Raw genomic sequence first — 17,775 nt, forward strand, 5'->3', positions numbered from 1 at the left:
AATGAAAAAATATATAGTATCATTAATGACAGCAATGGTATTGGTTTTGGGGGCTTGTGAGCTGGATCGCGAACCCTTCGACTCTGTTACCAGTGAAAATATAAAAGGGATCGCGGGCCTTGAGTCTGCAACACGAGGGGTTTATTCTTACATGAAAAATGAATACTTTGTCAAACCCTATCATTATATACCGGAATTTGGGGGTGATAATATTTCCTTAAGCGGCACAACATCCGATCCGTTAATGACATTGTACAACTATAACCGGATTGTTTCAGGTAATTGGCATCTGGAAATAGGTCTTTGGCCTTATACCTATCAAATGGTGGTTACCATTAACCGTTCCCTCGAGATGGCCGAGGAAGGTACCTCTTCTGAGGTGGACCAGGTATTGGGAGAAAATTATTATCTGAGAGGATTTTTGTATTTTAATTTGGTACAGGCTTTTGGCCGTCCTTATACCCAGTCACCACAGACCAACCTGGGTGTACCCCTGAAGCTGACCAGCGATGAAAACGATTTTCCTCCAAGGGCTACTGTTGCAGAAGTATATGAACAGGTTATTGAGGATCTGCAAAAAGGGGCTTCTTTAATGAATGTGCCTAAGGAGAATATTTATGCCACCAAAGAAGCTGCCTGGGCTTTACTTTCAAGAGTTTATCTTTATATGGAAGATTGGGAAAAGGCTGAAGCATATTCCGATTCTGTAATTAATTCCAATCGTTTTGCCCTTTTGGATAACCAGCAACTGGGCCGTTATTTTACTATGGTTCCTGAAGATAACAGTGAAACCATATTGGCCATTCGTACTTTGAAAGACAAAGATCATTTAGGCTGGTGGAGTGTTGGGAGTATGTATGCCAATGTTAACGGTATTGGCTGGGGTGAGATGTATGCTTCCAAACCTTATCGCGACTTACTGGGGAAACATCCCGAAGATGCCCGACATGCTTTTGTTGAACCCCAATATACTGAGGACAATAAGATGTGGTTCCTTTTTGTTGAAGACTATGACGATGATGGAATCACGAAATACATGTTCCGCAACCGTGAAGTTGTCAATGATAACGGGCAATGGCTTATCGTTAAGGAAGAAGGCGATGATGAGGTTATTTCTGAAGATTACGTCCAGGAAGAGTTAAATGGTGAAGGAGAAACCTCTTACTATATAACCTGGAGAGGAGAAAAGGAATATGTTGAAATTGGTCGTAAAATGGAAATGCGTCAGGGATATCCCAAATATTACGTGCTTAAATGTTCAGGTCAGGAGGACCAGGCGCATCTGTGGTCGCCCGTGATTTCAAGATTGGCCGAAATGTACCTTAACAGAGCTGAGGCCAGATATCATCAGGGAAATGAGCAAGGTGCCATAGATGATGTTAATATTATCCGGCGTCGTGCCGGTATACCCGAATGGACTATGGCTGGTTTGCCCGATGGAAAGAGTGTTCTGGATATCGTTCTGGAAGAGAGACGGCTGGAGTTGGCTTTTGAAGGACACCGGAAAAACGATATTTTCAGAAAAGGAAGAACACTGGATCGTCGTTATCCGGGTACACATGACCGTGGCGCCTCTAATATGGTGAAGATGATGGTGGAATCCACTGATCCTGCTGTAATTCAGTATATTCCGCAACAGGAGATTGACCGATATCCTTCTGCTCTGCAGCAGAATCCTTAAGGTGGATTACAAATTCCGGGTGATTTGGGATTAGGGCATTGGTTAAAAAGCTTGATAAAATGCCTGCTCCAAAACGCAACCCGGGAAGGATGGTGATTACTGTCTTTTTCGGGTTGTTGTATAATACCTGTTTTTCAACTCATTTGTCTGAGATAGCTCCGATTTTTAATGAGTTGGAGTATAGATCACTAATAAAGATACATCAATGAAAACCATTATTTCAAGAAAGTTCCATTATTGCCGGCATTTTTTATTTGTTGTAGCTATTTTCAGCGGTATGATTGCCTGCGCTTGCAGTGAGGATGAGCCAAAGGCAGAGAAAAAACCGGACATTCAACAAATTGAGGACGGCATCTTTATTCCAACCACGGGCAACTCCTGGATCGTTAATCAGTACAGGAAATCTTCGCATTTAATTACTGAAGATGGTGTCCGGAATTGGACCGATAAACTTGATACTGTAAGGACTTTTTTCCATACTTCTCAAAGCGGACTTTTAAAAATCGGACTAAGAATTAAGACCGCAACTGGTGACTCTAAACTTAAGATGGATCTTTATGATCAGCAAAAGGAGATTGAGATTGAAAAGAGTGACGAATTTCAAAACGTGTATGTTGGTGAATTTAATGTGGAATCAACCGGTTACCAGGAAATAGATTTGAGTGGAGTTTCGGCTGATGGAGAGGATTTTGGTGGAGTTTCCCATGTTATTGTTGCCGGAGAAGCGGCTCCTGCATCAGTGAAATATGTGAAAGACGATTTTTACTGGGGAAGACGCGGTCCCTCTGTTCATCTTGGCTATGAAGTGCCGGAAGAAGCTGGAGATGTTGAATATTTCTATAATGAAATAACCGTTCCTGAAGGGAATGATGTTATTGGTTCCTATTTTATGGCCAATGGTTTTTCGCATGGATATTTTGGCATCCAGGTTAATTCAGAAACAGAGAGACGTGTATTGTTCTCCGTCTGGAGCCCATATAGTACGGATAATCCTGAAGATATTCCAGAGGATAAAAGAATCGTTTTGCTCGAAAAGGGGGAAGGTGTCCATGCCGGAGAATTTGGGAATGAAGGATCTGGTGGGCAGAGCTACAGGAAGTTTATGTGGGAAGCAGGCAAAACCTATGGATTTCTCTTAAAAGGAGTGCCATACGACTCTGAGTCTACCGCTTATACAGCATGGTTTTTTGATCCTGATGCCGGAAATTGGTCACTCATTGCCAGTTTTAAAAGGCCGGAAACCAGCAATTACCTCACTGGTCTTTACTCTTTTCTGGAGAATTTCATTACCGATGCAGGTGTATTAAAACGGACAGGATATTATTCCAACCAATGGGTGATAAATAGCTCTGGAGAATGGCATGAAATATCAACGGCCACTTTTACTGCTGATGCGACTGCACGCAAAGATGCAAGGCTGGATTATGAAGGGGGTGTTGAAAATGGGAGGTTTTATTTGAAGAATTGTGGCTTTTTCGATGAGCATACAACAATTGGAACCTCGCTGTCCAGAGTGGAATCCGGGCAGTACCCGGAGATTGACTTTGATCAGCTACCCTCTGAAAAATAATGTAAACGAAAAACGTAATGATTAAATAACTATGAAACGAAAATATTTTTCTTTACTGACACTGGTAACATTAATGATTACCATATCCTGGGGATGTCAAACAACTCCTCAGAATAAAAAAAATCAAAAATTTGAACCCAAAGAGGTTTATGCTACTCCTGAGCGCCCCGCAGGTCAAACCGATGTTTTGGAACTAAGGGCTGATCCAATCGATACTGTAGATGTTGCGATCATCGGTCTTGGTATGCGGGGCTCGGGAGCAGTATACCGTTATACCTTCCTGGACGGGGCAAGGGTGGCTGCCATTGCAGACGTGGTACCTGAAAAAGTTGAGCGGGCCCAGAAAATCCTTCAGGACAACGGGCGTCCAAAAGCAGATGCTTATACCAGCGAAGACGGATGGAAGAAAATTTGTGAGCGAGACGATATTGATCTGGTTTATATCGTTACCAACTGGGCCTTGCATACACCCATCGCTGTTTATGCCATGGAGCATGGCAAACATGTAGCCACCGAAGTGCCTGCCGCTCTCACCATGGAAGAGTGCTGGCAACTGGTCAACACCGCCGAAAAAACCCGCCGGCATTGCATGATGCTCGAAAACTGTAACTACGACTTTTTTGAGATGGCCACACTGAATATGGCTCAACAGGGTGTTTTTGGTGAAATAGTACATGCTGAAGGAGCCTACATCCATGATTTGCGTTCTCTCAATTTCAATGAAGAAAACGGATACTGGAATATGTGGCGCCTCGATTATTTAAAAAACCGCGATGCCAATCTTTACCCCACTCATGGTTTTGGGCCTATTGCTCATGCGATGAACCTGCACCGTGGGGATAAAATGAATTATCTGGTATCGGTTTCCAGCGGCCAGTTTGGGATGACCGAATATGCCAAAAATAAATATGGTGAAGACTCTGAATATGCCAAACAGGAATATAAAAAAGGTGATATGAATACCACCATTATCAAAACGGCCAAAGGCAAAACCATAATGCTTCAGCACGATGTTACCAGTCCACGGCCTTACAGCCGCATACATATGCTGAGTGGCACCAAAGGTTTTGTGAGAAAGTGGCCCAAACGAGGCATTGCTTTGGAGCCCAATGCGCACAGTTTTCTCTCGGATGAGGAGATGGAAGAAATGTTGGAGAAATACGAACATCCCATCACCAAAGAAGTAGGAAAAAAAGCACGTGAAGTGGGTGGCCATGGCGGCATGGACTTCATCATGGATTATCGGCTTATTTACTGTCTCCGCAACGGTTTGCCTCTGGATCAGGACGTTTACGATGCAGCCGAGTGGTCCTGTATTGTAGCCCTTTCTGAAGCATCAGTTAAAAACAATGGCATGCCGGTTAAGGTACCTGACTTTACACGTGGGGCCTGGGAAAAACTGGATCGGGTGACTTATTATACAAAATAACCCATCTTCGTAAATAGGGTTTTCTTTCATATTTTATCGCTTTTTGCATTTTCGGCAATATCTTTTTAAATGGGTATTGCCGTTTTTTATTAATTAACCCCCAATAGTACTGCTTTTCTCTCACCTTTCAGATACACATATGTTGGTTTTAGATATATTCTTTCTTAGGGTTTTCTCTTAATTTTGATAGATGTCTTAATTCAATGCAACGAGATGAACCTCTGCCTTGATACATCCTTGCTTACGGTCCTGAATCGTGGGGACTGAAAAATTAATGATTAATAAAAATCGTGTTTTCCATCGCGTACTAAATGTGTTATTATGAAATCCGGCATTAATTTAATTAAGAGCGTTTGCCTCATTGTTTTAGCATTCTTTCTTTTCTTATCCTGTAATCAAACATCGGAACAATATTTTACACAATCCGTGGAAATTCCCCCGAATGCTTCGAAGGAAGAAATAGTGGAGCTTTCCACTCGAGTTTTGCCCCATTCTCGACAGGTAAAATGGTTCAATGATGAGTTTTTTGGTTTCATCCATTATGGACCCAATACTTATACCGGACGGGAGTGGGGAACAGGAGACGAAGATGCTGCCTTGTTCAATCCGGGAGATCTGGACACAGATCAATGGTGCCGGCTGATGAAGGAGGCAGGCATGAAACGGGTTATTATGGTTGTGAAACATCACGATGGTTATTGTTTATGGCAAACCAGATATACCAACCATTCGGTAGCTTCATCTCCATGGAAAAGCGGAGAAGGTGATGTATTGCGCGAGTTGGTTCAATCGGCCGAAAAGTATGGCCTTAGAGTGGGTGTCTATCTTTCACCTGCCGATCTTTATCAGATTGAGTCGGAGGAAGGATACTATGGAAATGGCAGCAAATTCACCGAAAGAACCATCCCTCGGAATGTGGAAGACAGACCATTTGAAGATCAGCGTTCTTTTACCTGTCAGGTGGATGACTACAATGAATATTTCTTAAACCAGCTTTTTGAGTTGCTGACCGAATATGGCCCCATTTACGAAGTTTGGTTTGATGGTGCCAATCCCAAACCGGGAACCGGGCAGACCTATAACTATGAGGCCTGGTTTGATCTCATTCGTACATTGGCTCCTGATGCCGTAATTTTTGGGAAAGGTCCTGATGCGCGGTGGTGTGGAAACGAAGCCGGAGCTACCCGTGAGGCAGAATACAATGTGGTGCCGCTGCCTGTTTCACCTTCCGAATTTGATTGGCCCGATATGACTGATGAGAACATCGCAGGTCGCGAAAATATCACTGAGGATACGGAATACTTTCATTATTTGCCGGTCGAAACCAATACTTCTATTCGTCATGGCTGGTTTTGGCGCAACGACGATGAACAGCAGGTTCGTAGTGCTGATGATGTTTTTGATATTTATGAGCGATCAGTTGGAGGGAATAGTATCTTTCTGCTGAACATTCCCCCCAATCCCAAAGGACAGTTTTCGAGTCGGGATGCTAAGGTGTTGAAGGATGTAGGCCGGAAAATTAGTGAGGTATATGGTGCCCAAATTCCATTTGAAAAAAAATCCATGAATGGGCGTGTAACCGATCAAAACGCTTCTACATGGTGGAGTCCTTCCTATGAAAATGATGCTCTGGAAATTCAGCTGGATGAGGAGGTTTCTGTTAATCGTTTCGTTGTTCGGGAAGCTATTGCCAGGCGTGGTGAAAGGGTTGAAAAACATATTCTTGAGGCCAGATTGGATGGAGAATGGGTGCAAGTAGCCGAGGGTCAAACGATCGGTCACAAAAGAATTCTTCGCTTTCCTGCTGTGATCACTGATGCTTTGAGACTGATCATCTCAAAATCAAGGGCGACTCCTTGCATTTCAGAGGTGTCGGTTCATTATTACGATGAACCACCCAAACCGGTGGTTATCCGCAAAAACAAAGATGGAAAAATAGAGTTGGGTGTTGGAACGAGCTTTTCCTGGAAAAACCATGGAGAAACGGACCTTTCTCAACCCATCTATTACACACTGGATGGATCTGAACCGACTGTGTCTTCCATCAGGTATGAAAAGCCGTTTGCGCTACCTTCGGGTGGTTATCTGAAAGCCAAAGCCATTGTAGGCGAGCAGGGAGGGGCAGTTAATGAACAATACATCGGGATGTCGGCTGATGATTTTGCGATTAAAGCGCCAGCGATAGAAGGTCAGGATCCTCAAGTTGTTATTGATGGTAATTACTATTCTTCCTGGGTGTATGAGGGGGGGGCTGCATGGCTGACTATTGAACTGGGGCAACCCAAAGAGATAGGTGGCTTCAAATATGTTCCGGCCAATCGAGACGGTGCCTACATAGAATCATATAAGGTTGAAATCAGTAACGACGGTAAGGTCTGGAAAACCATTAAGGAGGCACGCTTTGGAAACATTGTCAATGATCCTTCTCCCCGGGTTGTTTTATTTGATACAAAGGTTGAGACGGCTTATATCCGCTTTTCAGCCTTAAAAGGACCAGGTCAAAGACAAAAAACAGGGATAGCCGAATTGGAGATTCTACCACCGCTTGATTAATTTTTTTGTAACTCTTCAGCATTAGAATTTTAATATCATGAAACGTCTTTTCTTTATATGTATTTTAGCGTTGCTGAGCCAAAAGGGTATGGCTCAGCCTGATCAGAATCCTCTTTTCTTCAAGGATCGGTTGCAGCCTTTGGACCAGAAAAATGTTTTTAAAACCGAAGGCTATTTCAACTGGTGTTCCTCTGTGATTAAGGGCGATGATGGGAAATATCACCTGTTTTATTCCAGATGGCCAAAGGAATATACTTTTTTAAGTTGGTTAACGCATTCAGAAGTGGCACATGCTGTATCAGATCATCCTGAAGGGCCATGGAAATACAAGGAGACGGTTTTAAAGGGACGGGGAAAAGGTCATTGGGATGCTATAACTGCCCATAATCCCAAAATCAAAAAGTTTGAAGGGAAATACTATCTCTATTATGTTTCCACTAATATGGGAAATGAAGATTTTACAGAAGAAGAATTGATTGAAACTGCGCGAGAGGGATACAGTCACCCCAACTGGAAAAAGCAACTTCGTCCCAATCAAAGAACAGGGGTGGCTGTTGCTGAATCCATAAACGGGCCATGGAAAAGAATGGACCAGCCGTTGATTGAACCATCCGGACCCATCACTACAATAACAGTTAATCCGGCTATCGCACGAGGTAATGATAATCGCTACTATTTAATTGTAAAAGGTGATAAGCCCAATGAGAAAAGGTTTATCCGGAATCAGGCGATAGCAGTTGCTGATGATCCGGCCGGACCATTCAAGATGCATGATCAACCGGTAATTGATTATCTCGATACTGAGGATATGTCGATGTGGTATGACTCCGGCCGTGACCGTTTTTACGGCGTTTTTCATGCACACTCTTTCATTGGGATGGTTAGTTCTCCCAACGGAATTGATTGGGAAAAGGCAACAGAATATGCTCTTATGCCTAAAACTTTAAAGTTCAAAAATGGAGACCAGATTTCTCCCGACAGGTTGGAGCGGCCATTTGTTTACACTGAAGGCGGAGAGCCTGAAATGCTTAGTCTGGCGGTTAAGGAAGGTAACGACGCATACATTGTTTTCCTGCCAGTGAGAAAACAGACTCGTCCTTTGCCCAATGAGCGGCAAATTGCCTGGCAGGAAGCTGAACTGGGAGCAGTATTTCATTACGACCTGCATGTTTTTGACGGTGAAAAATATAATCAACACAGTAACCGGGTGAATCCTGTAAACGATTATCAGGTTTTCAATCCCCAAAGTTTGGATACCGATCAGTGGATTAAAGCCATTAAAGATGCCGGGTTTACTTTTGCGATTCTCACCGCTACTCATGAAACGGGATTTGCCCTTTACCAGTCTGAAGTTAATCCTTACTGTATGAAAGCCCTTAATTATCGGGATGGGAAAGGGGATATTGTCAGGGATTTTGTGAATTCCTGCCGTAAATATGGAATTAAACCGGGTATTTATCTTGGGATTCGATGGAACTCATTTCTCGGAGTCCACGATTTTAAGGTTGATGGTACCGGAGATTTCCGTGAAAACAGGCAAAGGTGGTATAATGAGATGGTGGAAGGAATGGTGAAGGAGGTTTGTACCAACTATGGTGAATTGTTTGAGATCTGGTTTGATGGTGGTGCCGATCATCCTGATAACGGGGCTCCTGATGTTCTTCCCATTGTCCTGAAATATCAGCCCAATTGCCTTTTTTATCACAATAAACAGTTGGCAGAAGTGCGTTGGGGTGGTTCCGAATCAGGAACTGTTCCTTATCCGTGCTGGGCAACTTTTCCCAATTTTTATTCACATGCCGGAGATACTCAAAAAGAGAGAATGGAATTGCTTAAACATGGCGATCCGGATGGAAATTATTGGATGCCGGCCATGAGTGATGCCCCTCTTCGCGGCTATAATGGCCGGCATGAATGGTTTTGGGAACCGGGGGATGAAGCCCATGTTTTTCCGTTGGATAACCTTATGGATATGTATTATAAATCAGTAGGTCGAAATTCCACTTTAATTATGGGATTAACGCCTGATCCTGACGGACTTTTGCCGGAAGTTGATGTTGCCAGATTGAAGGAGTGGAGAGCAGAGATTCAACGTCGATTCTCAAATCCCATAGCTTCAAAGAGTGGGGTTGGCCAAACGCTTGAAATGGAACTGAACCCCGCTGAGGTGATCAACCATGTTATTATTCAGGAGGAGATTAGAAAAGGGGAGCGAATCCGGGAATATTTGGTAGAAATGAAAACCAAAAAAGGATGGCAAATCATCTGCTCCGGTGAATCAATTGGTCACAAACGTATTCAGATGTTTGATGATGTGAAATGTTCAAAACTGAGATTAAGAGTTACCGAAAGCGACGGAGTACCTCAGATAAAGAAATTTTCGGTTTATCGGGTGGACTAAAAATTGATTGTTCAAAGTGAAAAAATGTCAATTTTTATCTCTTCAAGATGTTCTTTGTTCTTTTCTTTTTTCTAATTTTGACAAAACTAAATTGGCTTAATTTAAAAATTACAAAAAGAACGGAATGAATTTTTCCTTTATCGATATCGGGATTGTCCTGGCCTACCTGGTGCTTACGCTTTTTATCGGGTTTTGGCTGTCCAAAAAAGCCTCAAAAAATCTTGAAGCCTATTTTCTGGGAGGGAATAAAATAAAATGGTACTACCTGGGACTTTCCAATGCTTCGGGCATGTTCGACATATCCGGAACCATGTGGACCGTAACCATTGTTTTTGTTTATGGTTTAAAAAGTGCCTGGATACCATGGTTGTGGCCGGTCTGGAATCAAATTTTTGTAATGGTCTTTTTGGCTATATGGATGCGGCGTTCTAATGTAATGACGGGTGCTCAGTGGATTACATTCCGGTTTGGAGATGGCAAAGGAGGACGGTTGTCGCACATAATAGTTGTGCTTTTTGCGGTGGTAAGTGTAATCGGTTTTATCGCCTATTTTGTAGAGGGCATCGGAAAATTTGCCACCACCTTCTTTACCTGGGATCTTTCCACCACGATCATGGGGTTGCATCTGACATCAGCCCAGGTTTATGCACTGATTATAATCGCCATTACCACTGTCTATACAATGAAAGGCGGTATGTACAGTGTAGTAAGTACCGAGGTGCTTCAGTTTTTAATAATGACAGTGGCCTGTGTGGCTATTGGCATCATAGCCTTTAACCAGGTTACGCCTGAGCAGGTAGCAGCTGCCACACCTGATGGTTGGACAAACCTGTGGCCTGAATGGAATTTGAGTCTCGACTGGTCGGGAATATTTCCCGAGTTGAATGATAAAATCGGACAGGATGGGTATGAGATGTTTGGCATGCTTTTGATGATGATGATTTTAAAAGGTGTTTTTGCCAGTCTGGCCGGACCGGTACCCAGTTATGACATGCAGCGTATTCTCTCCACTCGTACCCCTGCCGAAGCAGCCAAAATGAGTGGTATTACCTCCCTGGCACTTTTTATTCCAAGATACCTGATGATTGGAGGGCTTGCTGTGCTTGGTCTGGTATACCTTAAACCGGAACTGATGAAAATGGGGGCCGATATAGACTTTGAAATGGTCTTGCCCATGGCCATTCAGGAGTTCATTCCGGTGGGAATAAAAGGAATTTTGCTGGCAGGTTTACTGGCGGCTTTCATGGGTACTTTTGCAGCTTTTATCAATGCTGCTCCGGCATATCTGATCAACGACCTGTACAAGAAATATTTGAACCCCGGGGCTTCTAACAAGAAACTTGTTCGCTACAGTTATATGTCTAGTTTGATACTCGTCATTATCGGCCTGGCATTTGGGTTATTTGCCAAATCTCTTAATAGTCTGACACTGTGGATTACCTCTTCTCTTTATGGTGGTTATGCGGCCGCTAATGTTCTGAAATGGATTTGGTGGCGTTTTAATGGCATGGGCTACTTCTATGGTATGGTGGGTGGTCTGGTGGCATCCATTGTTGTTCCGCCTACTTTCCGGATTTTTGTTCCCGGGGCCATTGATATCTATATGTTTCCGATAACATTGCTGATCTCCATGTCTGCCTCAGTTTTTGGAACGCTTTTAACCAAACCTGAGAGCATGGAAACCCTCAGGAAATTTTACAAGCAAACCCGTCCCTGGGGATTTTGGGAGCCTGTAAAAAGAGAGGTGATGAAAGATGATCCTTCGTTTGTCCCCAATAAGGATTTCAAACGCGATAGTTTCAACGTTCTGGTGGGCATCACATGGCAGATGTCAATGGTTGTTTTACCGCTTTACCTGCTCTCAGGGGAATATCAATCTACCTGGATTACTCTCGGTATTCTGGTTGGCACCTCCGCAATATTGAAGTTTACGTGGTACGATCATATTAAAAATATAGAATAAGAAGCTGATTAACGAATCAGTTTATGATTCATGAAATGACTTTTAAAAATTCACACTGGTAACTTATAAAAATTTTATTTCGTTCGTACGGAATTTATTTGTTGATCTTATTCATCTTTTTACTTCCAGTGTCAAATCAAGTGTAGGATGTCGGTTAAGCCGCCGCTGTTTTTCAACTTGTGTGAATCAACAAAAAAGTAAGCATAGCCCTAGCTACGTGAGTCTTTTTTTGAGAAGCACAAGATAAAAAGAGCAAGGCTTGGGCCGTCAGATTATGTTTGACATGACACTAATGTTTCAGTCCTGTTAAGGACAAACTTTCGGTAGAAAAGGAGAATGCCTTAACAATCCAAAAAAGTCCCGGATGGCCGCTATATTTATTGCGTACCTACGGCACTCATTTATGTTATTAAGGCTCTTTCTACCAATATTCCGTCCCTCCGGGACTTTATTAAAGGTGAAGAAGTTCATTTTTTAAATTTCGGAATTTGGTTATTAAAAGGAACAAAGGCCCGTTAGGGCTGCAATGTCGGTAGAATTTTTTGATGACAAAAAAACAAGTCCCGTAGGGATGCGATCTGTTTGACAGTTATGATTTAATAACAAATTATAGCCGGTCAGTAGTGGTTAATTTTATAGAGCAAATATAAATAAAGGCTCCAGTCATATTAGAAATTAAATCCGGTGGTATGTTAGGTTCCTTATCGCAATTTTAAAAATAAAAAGTCTTTATTTTCATGCTATTACGCGTATATGTTTATCTATTGGCTTTTAATTCAGTTGCTTTACTGGATGATAGTGATTTTAAATATATTTTAAATTAACTTGGGTGGTTGATTATTAGTAACTTAAATTGGATAAATGTACTTAGTGAAATAATCAGTTCTAAGATTATCTAATGTCTAACATCTAACCATCTATTAAACATCTAACATCTAAATCATGACAAATACAATTTCAATTCCCTGGGATGCCCGTCCCGAGGCATCGAAAGAAGTAATGTGGCGATACTCCAAAAACCCCATTGTGGGAAGATACGATATCCCCGGGTCCAACAGCATATTTAACAGTGCAGTAGTGCCGTTTGGAGAAGGTTATGCCGGTGTGTTTCGCTCAGACAATACAGCCGTTCAGATGAATATCTATGCCGGCTTTAGTAAGGATGGCATCAACTGGGAAATCAACCACAAGCCTATTGAAATGAAAGCCGGAAATACCGACATGATTGAGTCGGATTACAAGTATGATCCACGGGTGGTATTTATTGAGGATCGTTACTGGGTGACCTGGTGCAACGGTTATCACGGACCTACCATCGGTATCGCCTATACTTTCGATTTCATAGATTTCTACCAGTGCGAAAATGCATTTTTGCCATTCAACCGCAACGGGGTTTTGTTTCCTGAAAAAATTAACGGACGTTATGCCATGCTTAGCCGTCCCAGCGATAACGGGCATACGCCTTTTGGAGACATTTACATCAGTTACAGCCCCGATATGAAATACTGGGGGGAGCATCGCTGTGTGATGAAGGTGGCCGACTTTACAGACAGCGCCTGGCAATGTACTAAAATAGGGGCGGGGTCAGCACCTATTCTGACCGATGAGGGATGGCTGATGTTTTATCACGGAGTGATTAATACCTGCAGGGGGTTTCGCTATTCTATGGGAGCTGCTATCCTCGATAAAGAAAACCCATCTAAAGTGCGGTATCGTACCAAACCCTATTTGCTTGCACCTGCCGAACTTTATGAAATGACAGGTGATGTGCCTAATGTTATTTTCCCTTGCGCGGCCCTTACAGATGGGGAAAGAGTGTCTGTGTATTATGGTGCTGCCGATACTGTTATCGGACTTGCTTTTGGTTATCTGAATGAAATTCTGGATTTCACAAAAAATAATACCCTGTAATCATTAATCAGCTTTAAAAAACTTAAATACGTTTCGATGACAATAGTCTGCTATTCCGATGATTTGAGAATGTGCTGATTTTTGTACAATTGTTTACGACCCAAAGGTTTTGTGCGTTGAAGGGCAGAAAATCAGTATTATATGAAATATCTATTATCTCAATAGATCGTTAGATTTTTAGATATAAGATGATTCGTACAATCTTGATATTCTGTATTTTAACAAACAAAAACCTATAAATACAAATTGCTGGCTTGCAGCGCATTGCAATCCCGATCCATCGGGATAACGGAGTATTGTTATCTAACATCTAACGTCTAACATCTATCTTCTAAACATCTATTGTATGACTAAAAAAACTTCTCTAGCAAAAGTATTACCTGTCCTTTTCGGATTCTTCATCATGGGATTTGTGGATGTCGTAGGCATCTCGACAAGTTATGTTCAAAAGGACTTCCAGTTAAGCGATTCAATAGCCAATTTGTTGCCAATGATGGTATTTCTTTGGTTTGCTGTGTTTTCAGTGCCTACAGGAATGTTGATGAACAAAATCGGGCGGAAAAATACAGTGCTCTTGAGTATGGTGGTTACTTTTATTGCCATGCTTGTTCCGTTAGTGGCTTATGACTATGTGGTTGTTTTAGTGGCCTTTGCCTTGCTGGGAATAGGTAATACAATACTGCAGGTGTCACTTAATCCTTTGGTTTCTAATGTGGTATCTCAGGATCAGCTAACGAGTCGATTAACCCTTGGACAATTTCTGAAAGCCATTGCTTCATTTCTGGGGCCCATTATTGCCGGTTTTGCTGCAGTTTCGCTGGGTAGCTGGAAGATGTTGTTTCCTGTTTTTGCCGGAATCACTTTACTTTCTTCGCTTTGGTTGCTGCTTACCCCCATACCCCGGGATGAGAGGGTAGAGGAAACGACTTCTTTTGGTGAGGCTTTTGGTTTGCTCAAAGACAAGACCATTTTGCTGCTCTTCCTCGGAATTTTGTTTGTGGTAGGAGTTGATGTGGGTATGAACATGGCCACTCCCAAGTTTTTGATGGCCCGTACCGGTTTGCCTCTGGAAGAAGCAGGCCTGGGTACCAGCCTTTATTTTGCTGCCAGAACTGCAGGGGCACTGATTGGAGCTATCTTGCTGGCCAAATTTAATGCCATGAAGTTCTTTAAAATAAGCATGGTGGTTGCCATTGGGGCAATGGTTGTTTTGATCTTTAGTCAGGGTGCTGTTATGATTTTTGCCATGGTGGCAGTAATAGGTTTTGCTTTGGCCAATATTTTCTCCATCATTTTCTCTATGGCTCTCCAGAAACGACCTGAGAGAGGTAACGAAATTTCCGGATTAATGATTATGGGTGTTGCAGGTGGTGCTGTGTTACCTCCGGTGATGGGAATTGCTTCTGATGCCATTGGTCAGGTAGGTGGTTTGCTGGTGCTTCTTGTCGCCATGGGCTACCTTATGGCCACTTCCATATTGGTAAAAATTAACAAGTAATCTTTTTTGTGATGAAGGTGAGATTTTTAATCCTGGTAGTAATTGTTCTTATCTCCGGAAGGTTTTTGCAAGCGCAGGAGTTGAAAGTGATGACTTTTAACATCTACCATGGTGAGCAAAACTACAATCCGGGTAAGAGCAACCTTGAAGAGGTGGCAAAAGTCATCAATCGATATAAACCCGATTTTGTGGCTTTGCAGGAGGTCGATAGTATGACCAATCGCTCAGCCGGGCTGAACGAAGGAACACCGTTCAATCAGGTGGCGAAATTGGCTGAAATGACCGGGATGTACGGCTATTTTGGGAAGGCCATCGATTTTAGTAACGGAGGATATGGGGAAGGAATATTGTCAAAGGAAGAACTTTCGTACAAAGTCCACGAACTTCACATTCCTGAAGGCGGAGAGGGAAGAGCCCTTATTCAGGTCAAATATCAAAAGTCCAATGGCGAAACAATTATTTTTGCAGGCACACACCTGTGTCATCAGTTCGATAAAAACAGGAAAGCCCAATCAAAAGCTATTTGTCAAATTTACAAGCATTCAGATGCCGCTGTAATTCTGGGGGGTGATTTTAATTTTCAGCCCGGAACCAAACCTTACAAAATTCTGGCAAAGTGTTTTGATGATGCGGCAAAAATCAAGGGCAATCCTGAAAATACCATTCCTTTTCATGCACCTGAACAGAGAATCGACTACATCTTTATATCCCAAAATACCAACTGGATTGTAAAGGATGTGAAAGTGATCAGAAATAATGCCTCTGATCATATGCCGGTATTGGTAACTCTGTCGTTGAAATAGTCCGTTAAAAAAAGCCTGAACGCAGAGACTATATTATGAAAGAGTTGTGATTAGGGCCTGCTGAATAATGTTTAGTAATTTAAATATTAGCAAAAATTGCAAGGTTATAACAGGATTTACATCAATAACCTTGCGCCAATAAATTTTATCATAGCATATTTTAGTGATTTTTTGTTATATATGAATGGTTCAAATCAGCTAAGATGTTAGTATTCAAACGGCGCGTTGGCCTGTCCGTTTTCCGGACCGGCGGTTTGCGAAAAACCAAAATGGGCGACTTAGGCCGGAAATTTTGGTTTTTGCGGGGTGATAGGTTTAAACGGACTAGACCTTTTTGGTTCTTTTTGGGGCAATGCCAAAAAGAACATTGAAAAATGAAATAATAAAGGAAGCTGTTGACTTTTTCAGCAGTACCTAATTAATTTTAGCTGTAGTTGAAAGTAGCGTTTTTTATAATTAGAGATTGCTTCGGTTTAGAGGCAATCTCTAATTACACATATTAAGCTTAACAAAATTCTGAACTATGAAAAAAATCGTATTACTAATTCTTTCTGTGCTGATATTGGTACCATCAATGCTCAAAGCACAAACTGCGGGCTGGACAGAAACATCTGAAGAGAAACAGGAACGCATGGCCTGGTGGACACACGACCGCTTTGGAATGTTTGTCCACTGGGGGCTCTATTCTTTGGCCGCCCGCCACGAATGGGTGAAAATGTACGAGAGGATGGACAATGAATCCTACCAAAAGTACTTTGACCATTTCAATCCAGATCTTTATGATCCTGCCGAATGGGCTCGTAAAGCCAAAGAGGCAGGAATGAAATATGTGGTGTTGACGGCTAAGCACCACGAAGGGTTTTGCTTGTTCGATTCAGAGTTTACAGATTATAAAGCTACCAATGCCCCGATAGGCCGGGATCTTATAAAAGAATATGTAGAAGCGCTGCGCGCTGAAGGCTTAAAAGTAGGGTTTTATTATTCCCTGATAGACTGGCACCATCCCCACTATACTGTAGACCGTATTCATCCTCAAAGGGCCGGAAGTGACAAAGAGTATAAAGCCATAAACAAAGATCGGGATATGGACATTTATCGCGAATACCTGCATAATCAGGTTCGGGAGTTGATGACCAATTATGGGGAAATTGATATTCTCTGGCTCGATTACTCTTTTCCGGGTAAGCACGGAAAGGATCATGAAGACTGGGATTCGGAAAAGCTGATGAATATGGTGCGTAATCTTCAGCCTGGCATCATAATCAACGATCGACTGGATTTGAAAGATGTTCCCGGTGGCTGGGATTTTACCACACCGGAACAATTCAAAGTTTCCAAATGGCCTACTGTTGATGGTGAAAAAATTCCCTGGGAAACTTGCCAGACCTTCAGCGGTTCATGGGGATACTTCAGAGATGAGCATACCTGGAAAAATACACGACAATTATTGGTTTTGCTGATCGAATCAGTCAGTAAGGGAGGGAATCTGCTCCTTAATGTGGGGCCTACCGGAAGAGGCAACTTCGATTATCGTGCCAACAAAGCTTTGGCTTCTATGGGTGAATGGATGAAAATTAACAGTCGCTCAATCTATGGCTGCACCCAGGCCCCCGAAGAGTTTGAAGTGCCTGATAATTGTTTGTTGACCTACAATCCTGAAAAAAATCGCTTGTATATCCATTTGCTGGAGTATCCGTTACAAAATTTCCGTCTGCCCGGCTACAGTGGTAAAGTCGAATATGCTCAATTCCTGCATGATGCTTCAGAAATTCGCTTTACAAAACCAGTAGGGCACTGGGCGAGGGAGGAACTGCCCGAAGGAGACTTAAATGTGGTTCTGCCCGTCAATAAACCCAACGAAGAAATTCCGGTTATTGAATTGTTTTTGAAATGATAAATGGAATAAAAAGTTTAAACGCAAAGGCGCAATGACGCAAAGTTTTTAAAGAGAAGCAGTACGGTCTTG

The 17,775-nt window shown here is 42.4% G+C and carries 10 protein-coding genes; all 10 read left to right on the top strand.

Annotated features, from left to right (window positions below):
* Position 1: 1 nt before the first annotated feature.
* The 10 genes from DDZ16_RS12820 to DDZ16_RS12865 all read left to right on the top strand — a co-directional run bounded on the left by DDZ16_RS12820 (position 2) and on the right by DDZ16_RS12865 (position 17,703).
* Positions 2–1,681 carry a RagB/SusD family nutrient uptake outer membrane protein gene (locus DDZ16_RS12820; protein ID WP_109264882.1) on the top strand — a complete coding sequence of 560 codons (1,680 nt, stop codon included), beginning with the start codon at positions 2–4 and terminating at the stop codon, positions 1,679–1,681.
* Between the two features lie 205 nt (positions 1,682–1,886).
* The gene (locus DDZ16_RS12825; RefSeq protein ID WP_146192234.1) at positions 1,887–3,251 is read left to right on the top strand and encodes a DUF3472 domain-containing protein; all 1,365 of its coding nucleotides are present in this window, start codon (positions 1,887–1,889) and stop codon (positions 3,249–3,251) included.
* Between the two features lie 31 nt (positions 3,252–3,282).
* Positions 3,283–4,680, top strand: a complete 1,398-nt coding sequence (locus tag DDZ16_RS12830) for a Gfo/Idh/MocA family protein (protein ID WP_232526670.1) — start codon at positions 3,283–3,285, stop codon at positions 4,678–4,680.
* A 321-nt stretch (positions 4,681–5,001) separates the two neighbouring features.
* Positions 5,002–7,233: an alpha-L-fucosidase gene (locus tag DDZ16_RS12835; protein ID WP_109264883.1), complete on the top strand. Its 2,232-nt coding sequence runs from the start codon at positions 5,002–5,004 to the stop codon at positions 7,231–7,233.
* A gap of 37 nt (positions 7,234–7,270) precedes the next feature.
* Positions 7,271–9,634, top strand: a complete 2,364-nt coding sequence (locus DDZ16_RS20855; protein WP_198416716.1) for an alpha-L-fucosidase — start codon at positions 7,271–7,273, stop codon at positions 9,632–9,634.
* Positions 9,635–9,758: 124 nt separating this feature from the next.
* Positions 9,759–11,597 carry a sodium:solute symporter family protein gene (locus DDZ16_RS12845; protein WP_109264884.1) on the top strand — a complete coding sequence of 613 codons (1,839 nt, stop codon included), beginning with the start codon at positions 9,759–9,761 and terminating at the stop codon, positions 11,595–11,597.
* 942 nt (positions 11,598–12,539) lie between these two features.
* Positions 12,540–13,508, top strand: coding sequence for a glycoside hydrolase family 130 protein (locus tag DDZ16_RS12850; protein ID WP_109264885.1), 969 nt, complete (start codon positions 12,540–12,542; stop codon positions 13,506–13,508).
* A 346-nt stretch (positions 13,509–13,854) separates the two neighbouring features.
* Positions 13,855–15,006 carry an MFS transporter gene (locus tag DDZ16_RS12855; RefSeq protein ID WP_109264886.1) on the top strand — a complete coding sequence of 384 codons (1,152 nt, stop codon included), beginning with the start codon at positions 13,855–13,857 and terminating at the stop codon, positions 15,004–15,006.
* Positions 15,007–15,017: 11 nt separating this feature from the next.
* The gene (locus DDZ16_RS12860; RefSeq protein ID WP_109264887.1) at positions 15,018–15,809 is read left to right on the top strand and encodes an endonuclease/exonuclease/phosphatase family protein; all 792 of its coding nucleotides are present in this window, start codon (positions 15,018–15,020) and stop codon (positions 15,807–15,809) included.
* Positions 15,810–16,332: 523 nt separating this feature from the next.
* On the top strand, positions 16,333–17,703 hold the full coding sequence (locus tag DDZ16_RS12865; RefSeq protein ID WP_109264888.1) for an alpha-L-fucosidase: 1,371 nt from the start codon (positions 16,333–16,335) through the stop codon (positions 17,701–17,703).
* The last annotated feature ends 72 nt before the right edge of the window (positions 17,704–17,775 follow it).

This window comes from Marinilabilia rubra, assembly GCF_003121985.1.
Taxonomy (GTDB): Bacteria; Bacteroidota; Bacteroidia; order Bacteroidales; family Marinilabiliaceae; genus Marinilabilia; species Marinilabilia rubra.

Coding starts and splice junctions, on each gene's coding strand:
- DDZ16_RS12865 (WP_109264888.1), top strand. CDS start 16,333: ATGAAAAAAATCGTATTACTAATTCTTTCTGTGCTGATATTGGTACCA.
- DDZ16_RS12830 (WP_232526670.1), top strand. CDS start 3,283: ATGAAACGAAAATATTTTTCTTTACTGACACTGGTAACATTAATGATT.
- DDZ16_RS20855 (WP_198416716.1), top strand. CDS start 7,271: ATGAAACGTCTTTTCTTTATATGTATTTTAGCGTTGCTGAGCCAAAAG.
- DDZ16_RS12855 (WP_109264886.1), top strand. CDS start 13,855: ATGACTAAAAAAACTTCTCTAGCAAAAGTATTACCTGTCCTTTTCGGA.
- DDZ16_RS12825 (WP_146192234.1), top strand. CDS start 1,887: ATGAAAACCATTATTTCAAGAAAGTTCCATTATTGCCGGCATTTTTTA.
- DDZ16_RS12860 (WP_109264887.1), top strand. CDS start 15,018: ATGAAGGTGAGATTTTTAATCCTGGTAGTAATTGTTCTTATCTCCGGA.
- DDZ16_RS12850 (WP_109264885.1), top strand. CDS start 12,540: ATGACAAATACAATTTCAATTCCCTGGGATGCCCGTCCCGAGGCATCG.
- DDZ16_RS12820 (WP_109264882.1), top strand. CDS start 2: ATGAAAAAATATATAGTATCATTAATGACAGCAATGGTATTGGTTTTG.
- DDZ16_RS12835 (WP_109264883.1), top strand. CDS start 5,002: ATGAAATCCGGCATTAATTTAATTAAGAGCGTTTGCCTCATTGTTTTA.
- DDZ16_RS12845 (WP_109264884.1), top strand. CDS start 9,759: ATGAATTTTTCCTTTATCGATATCGGGATTGTCCTGGCCTACCTGGTG.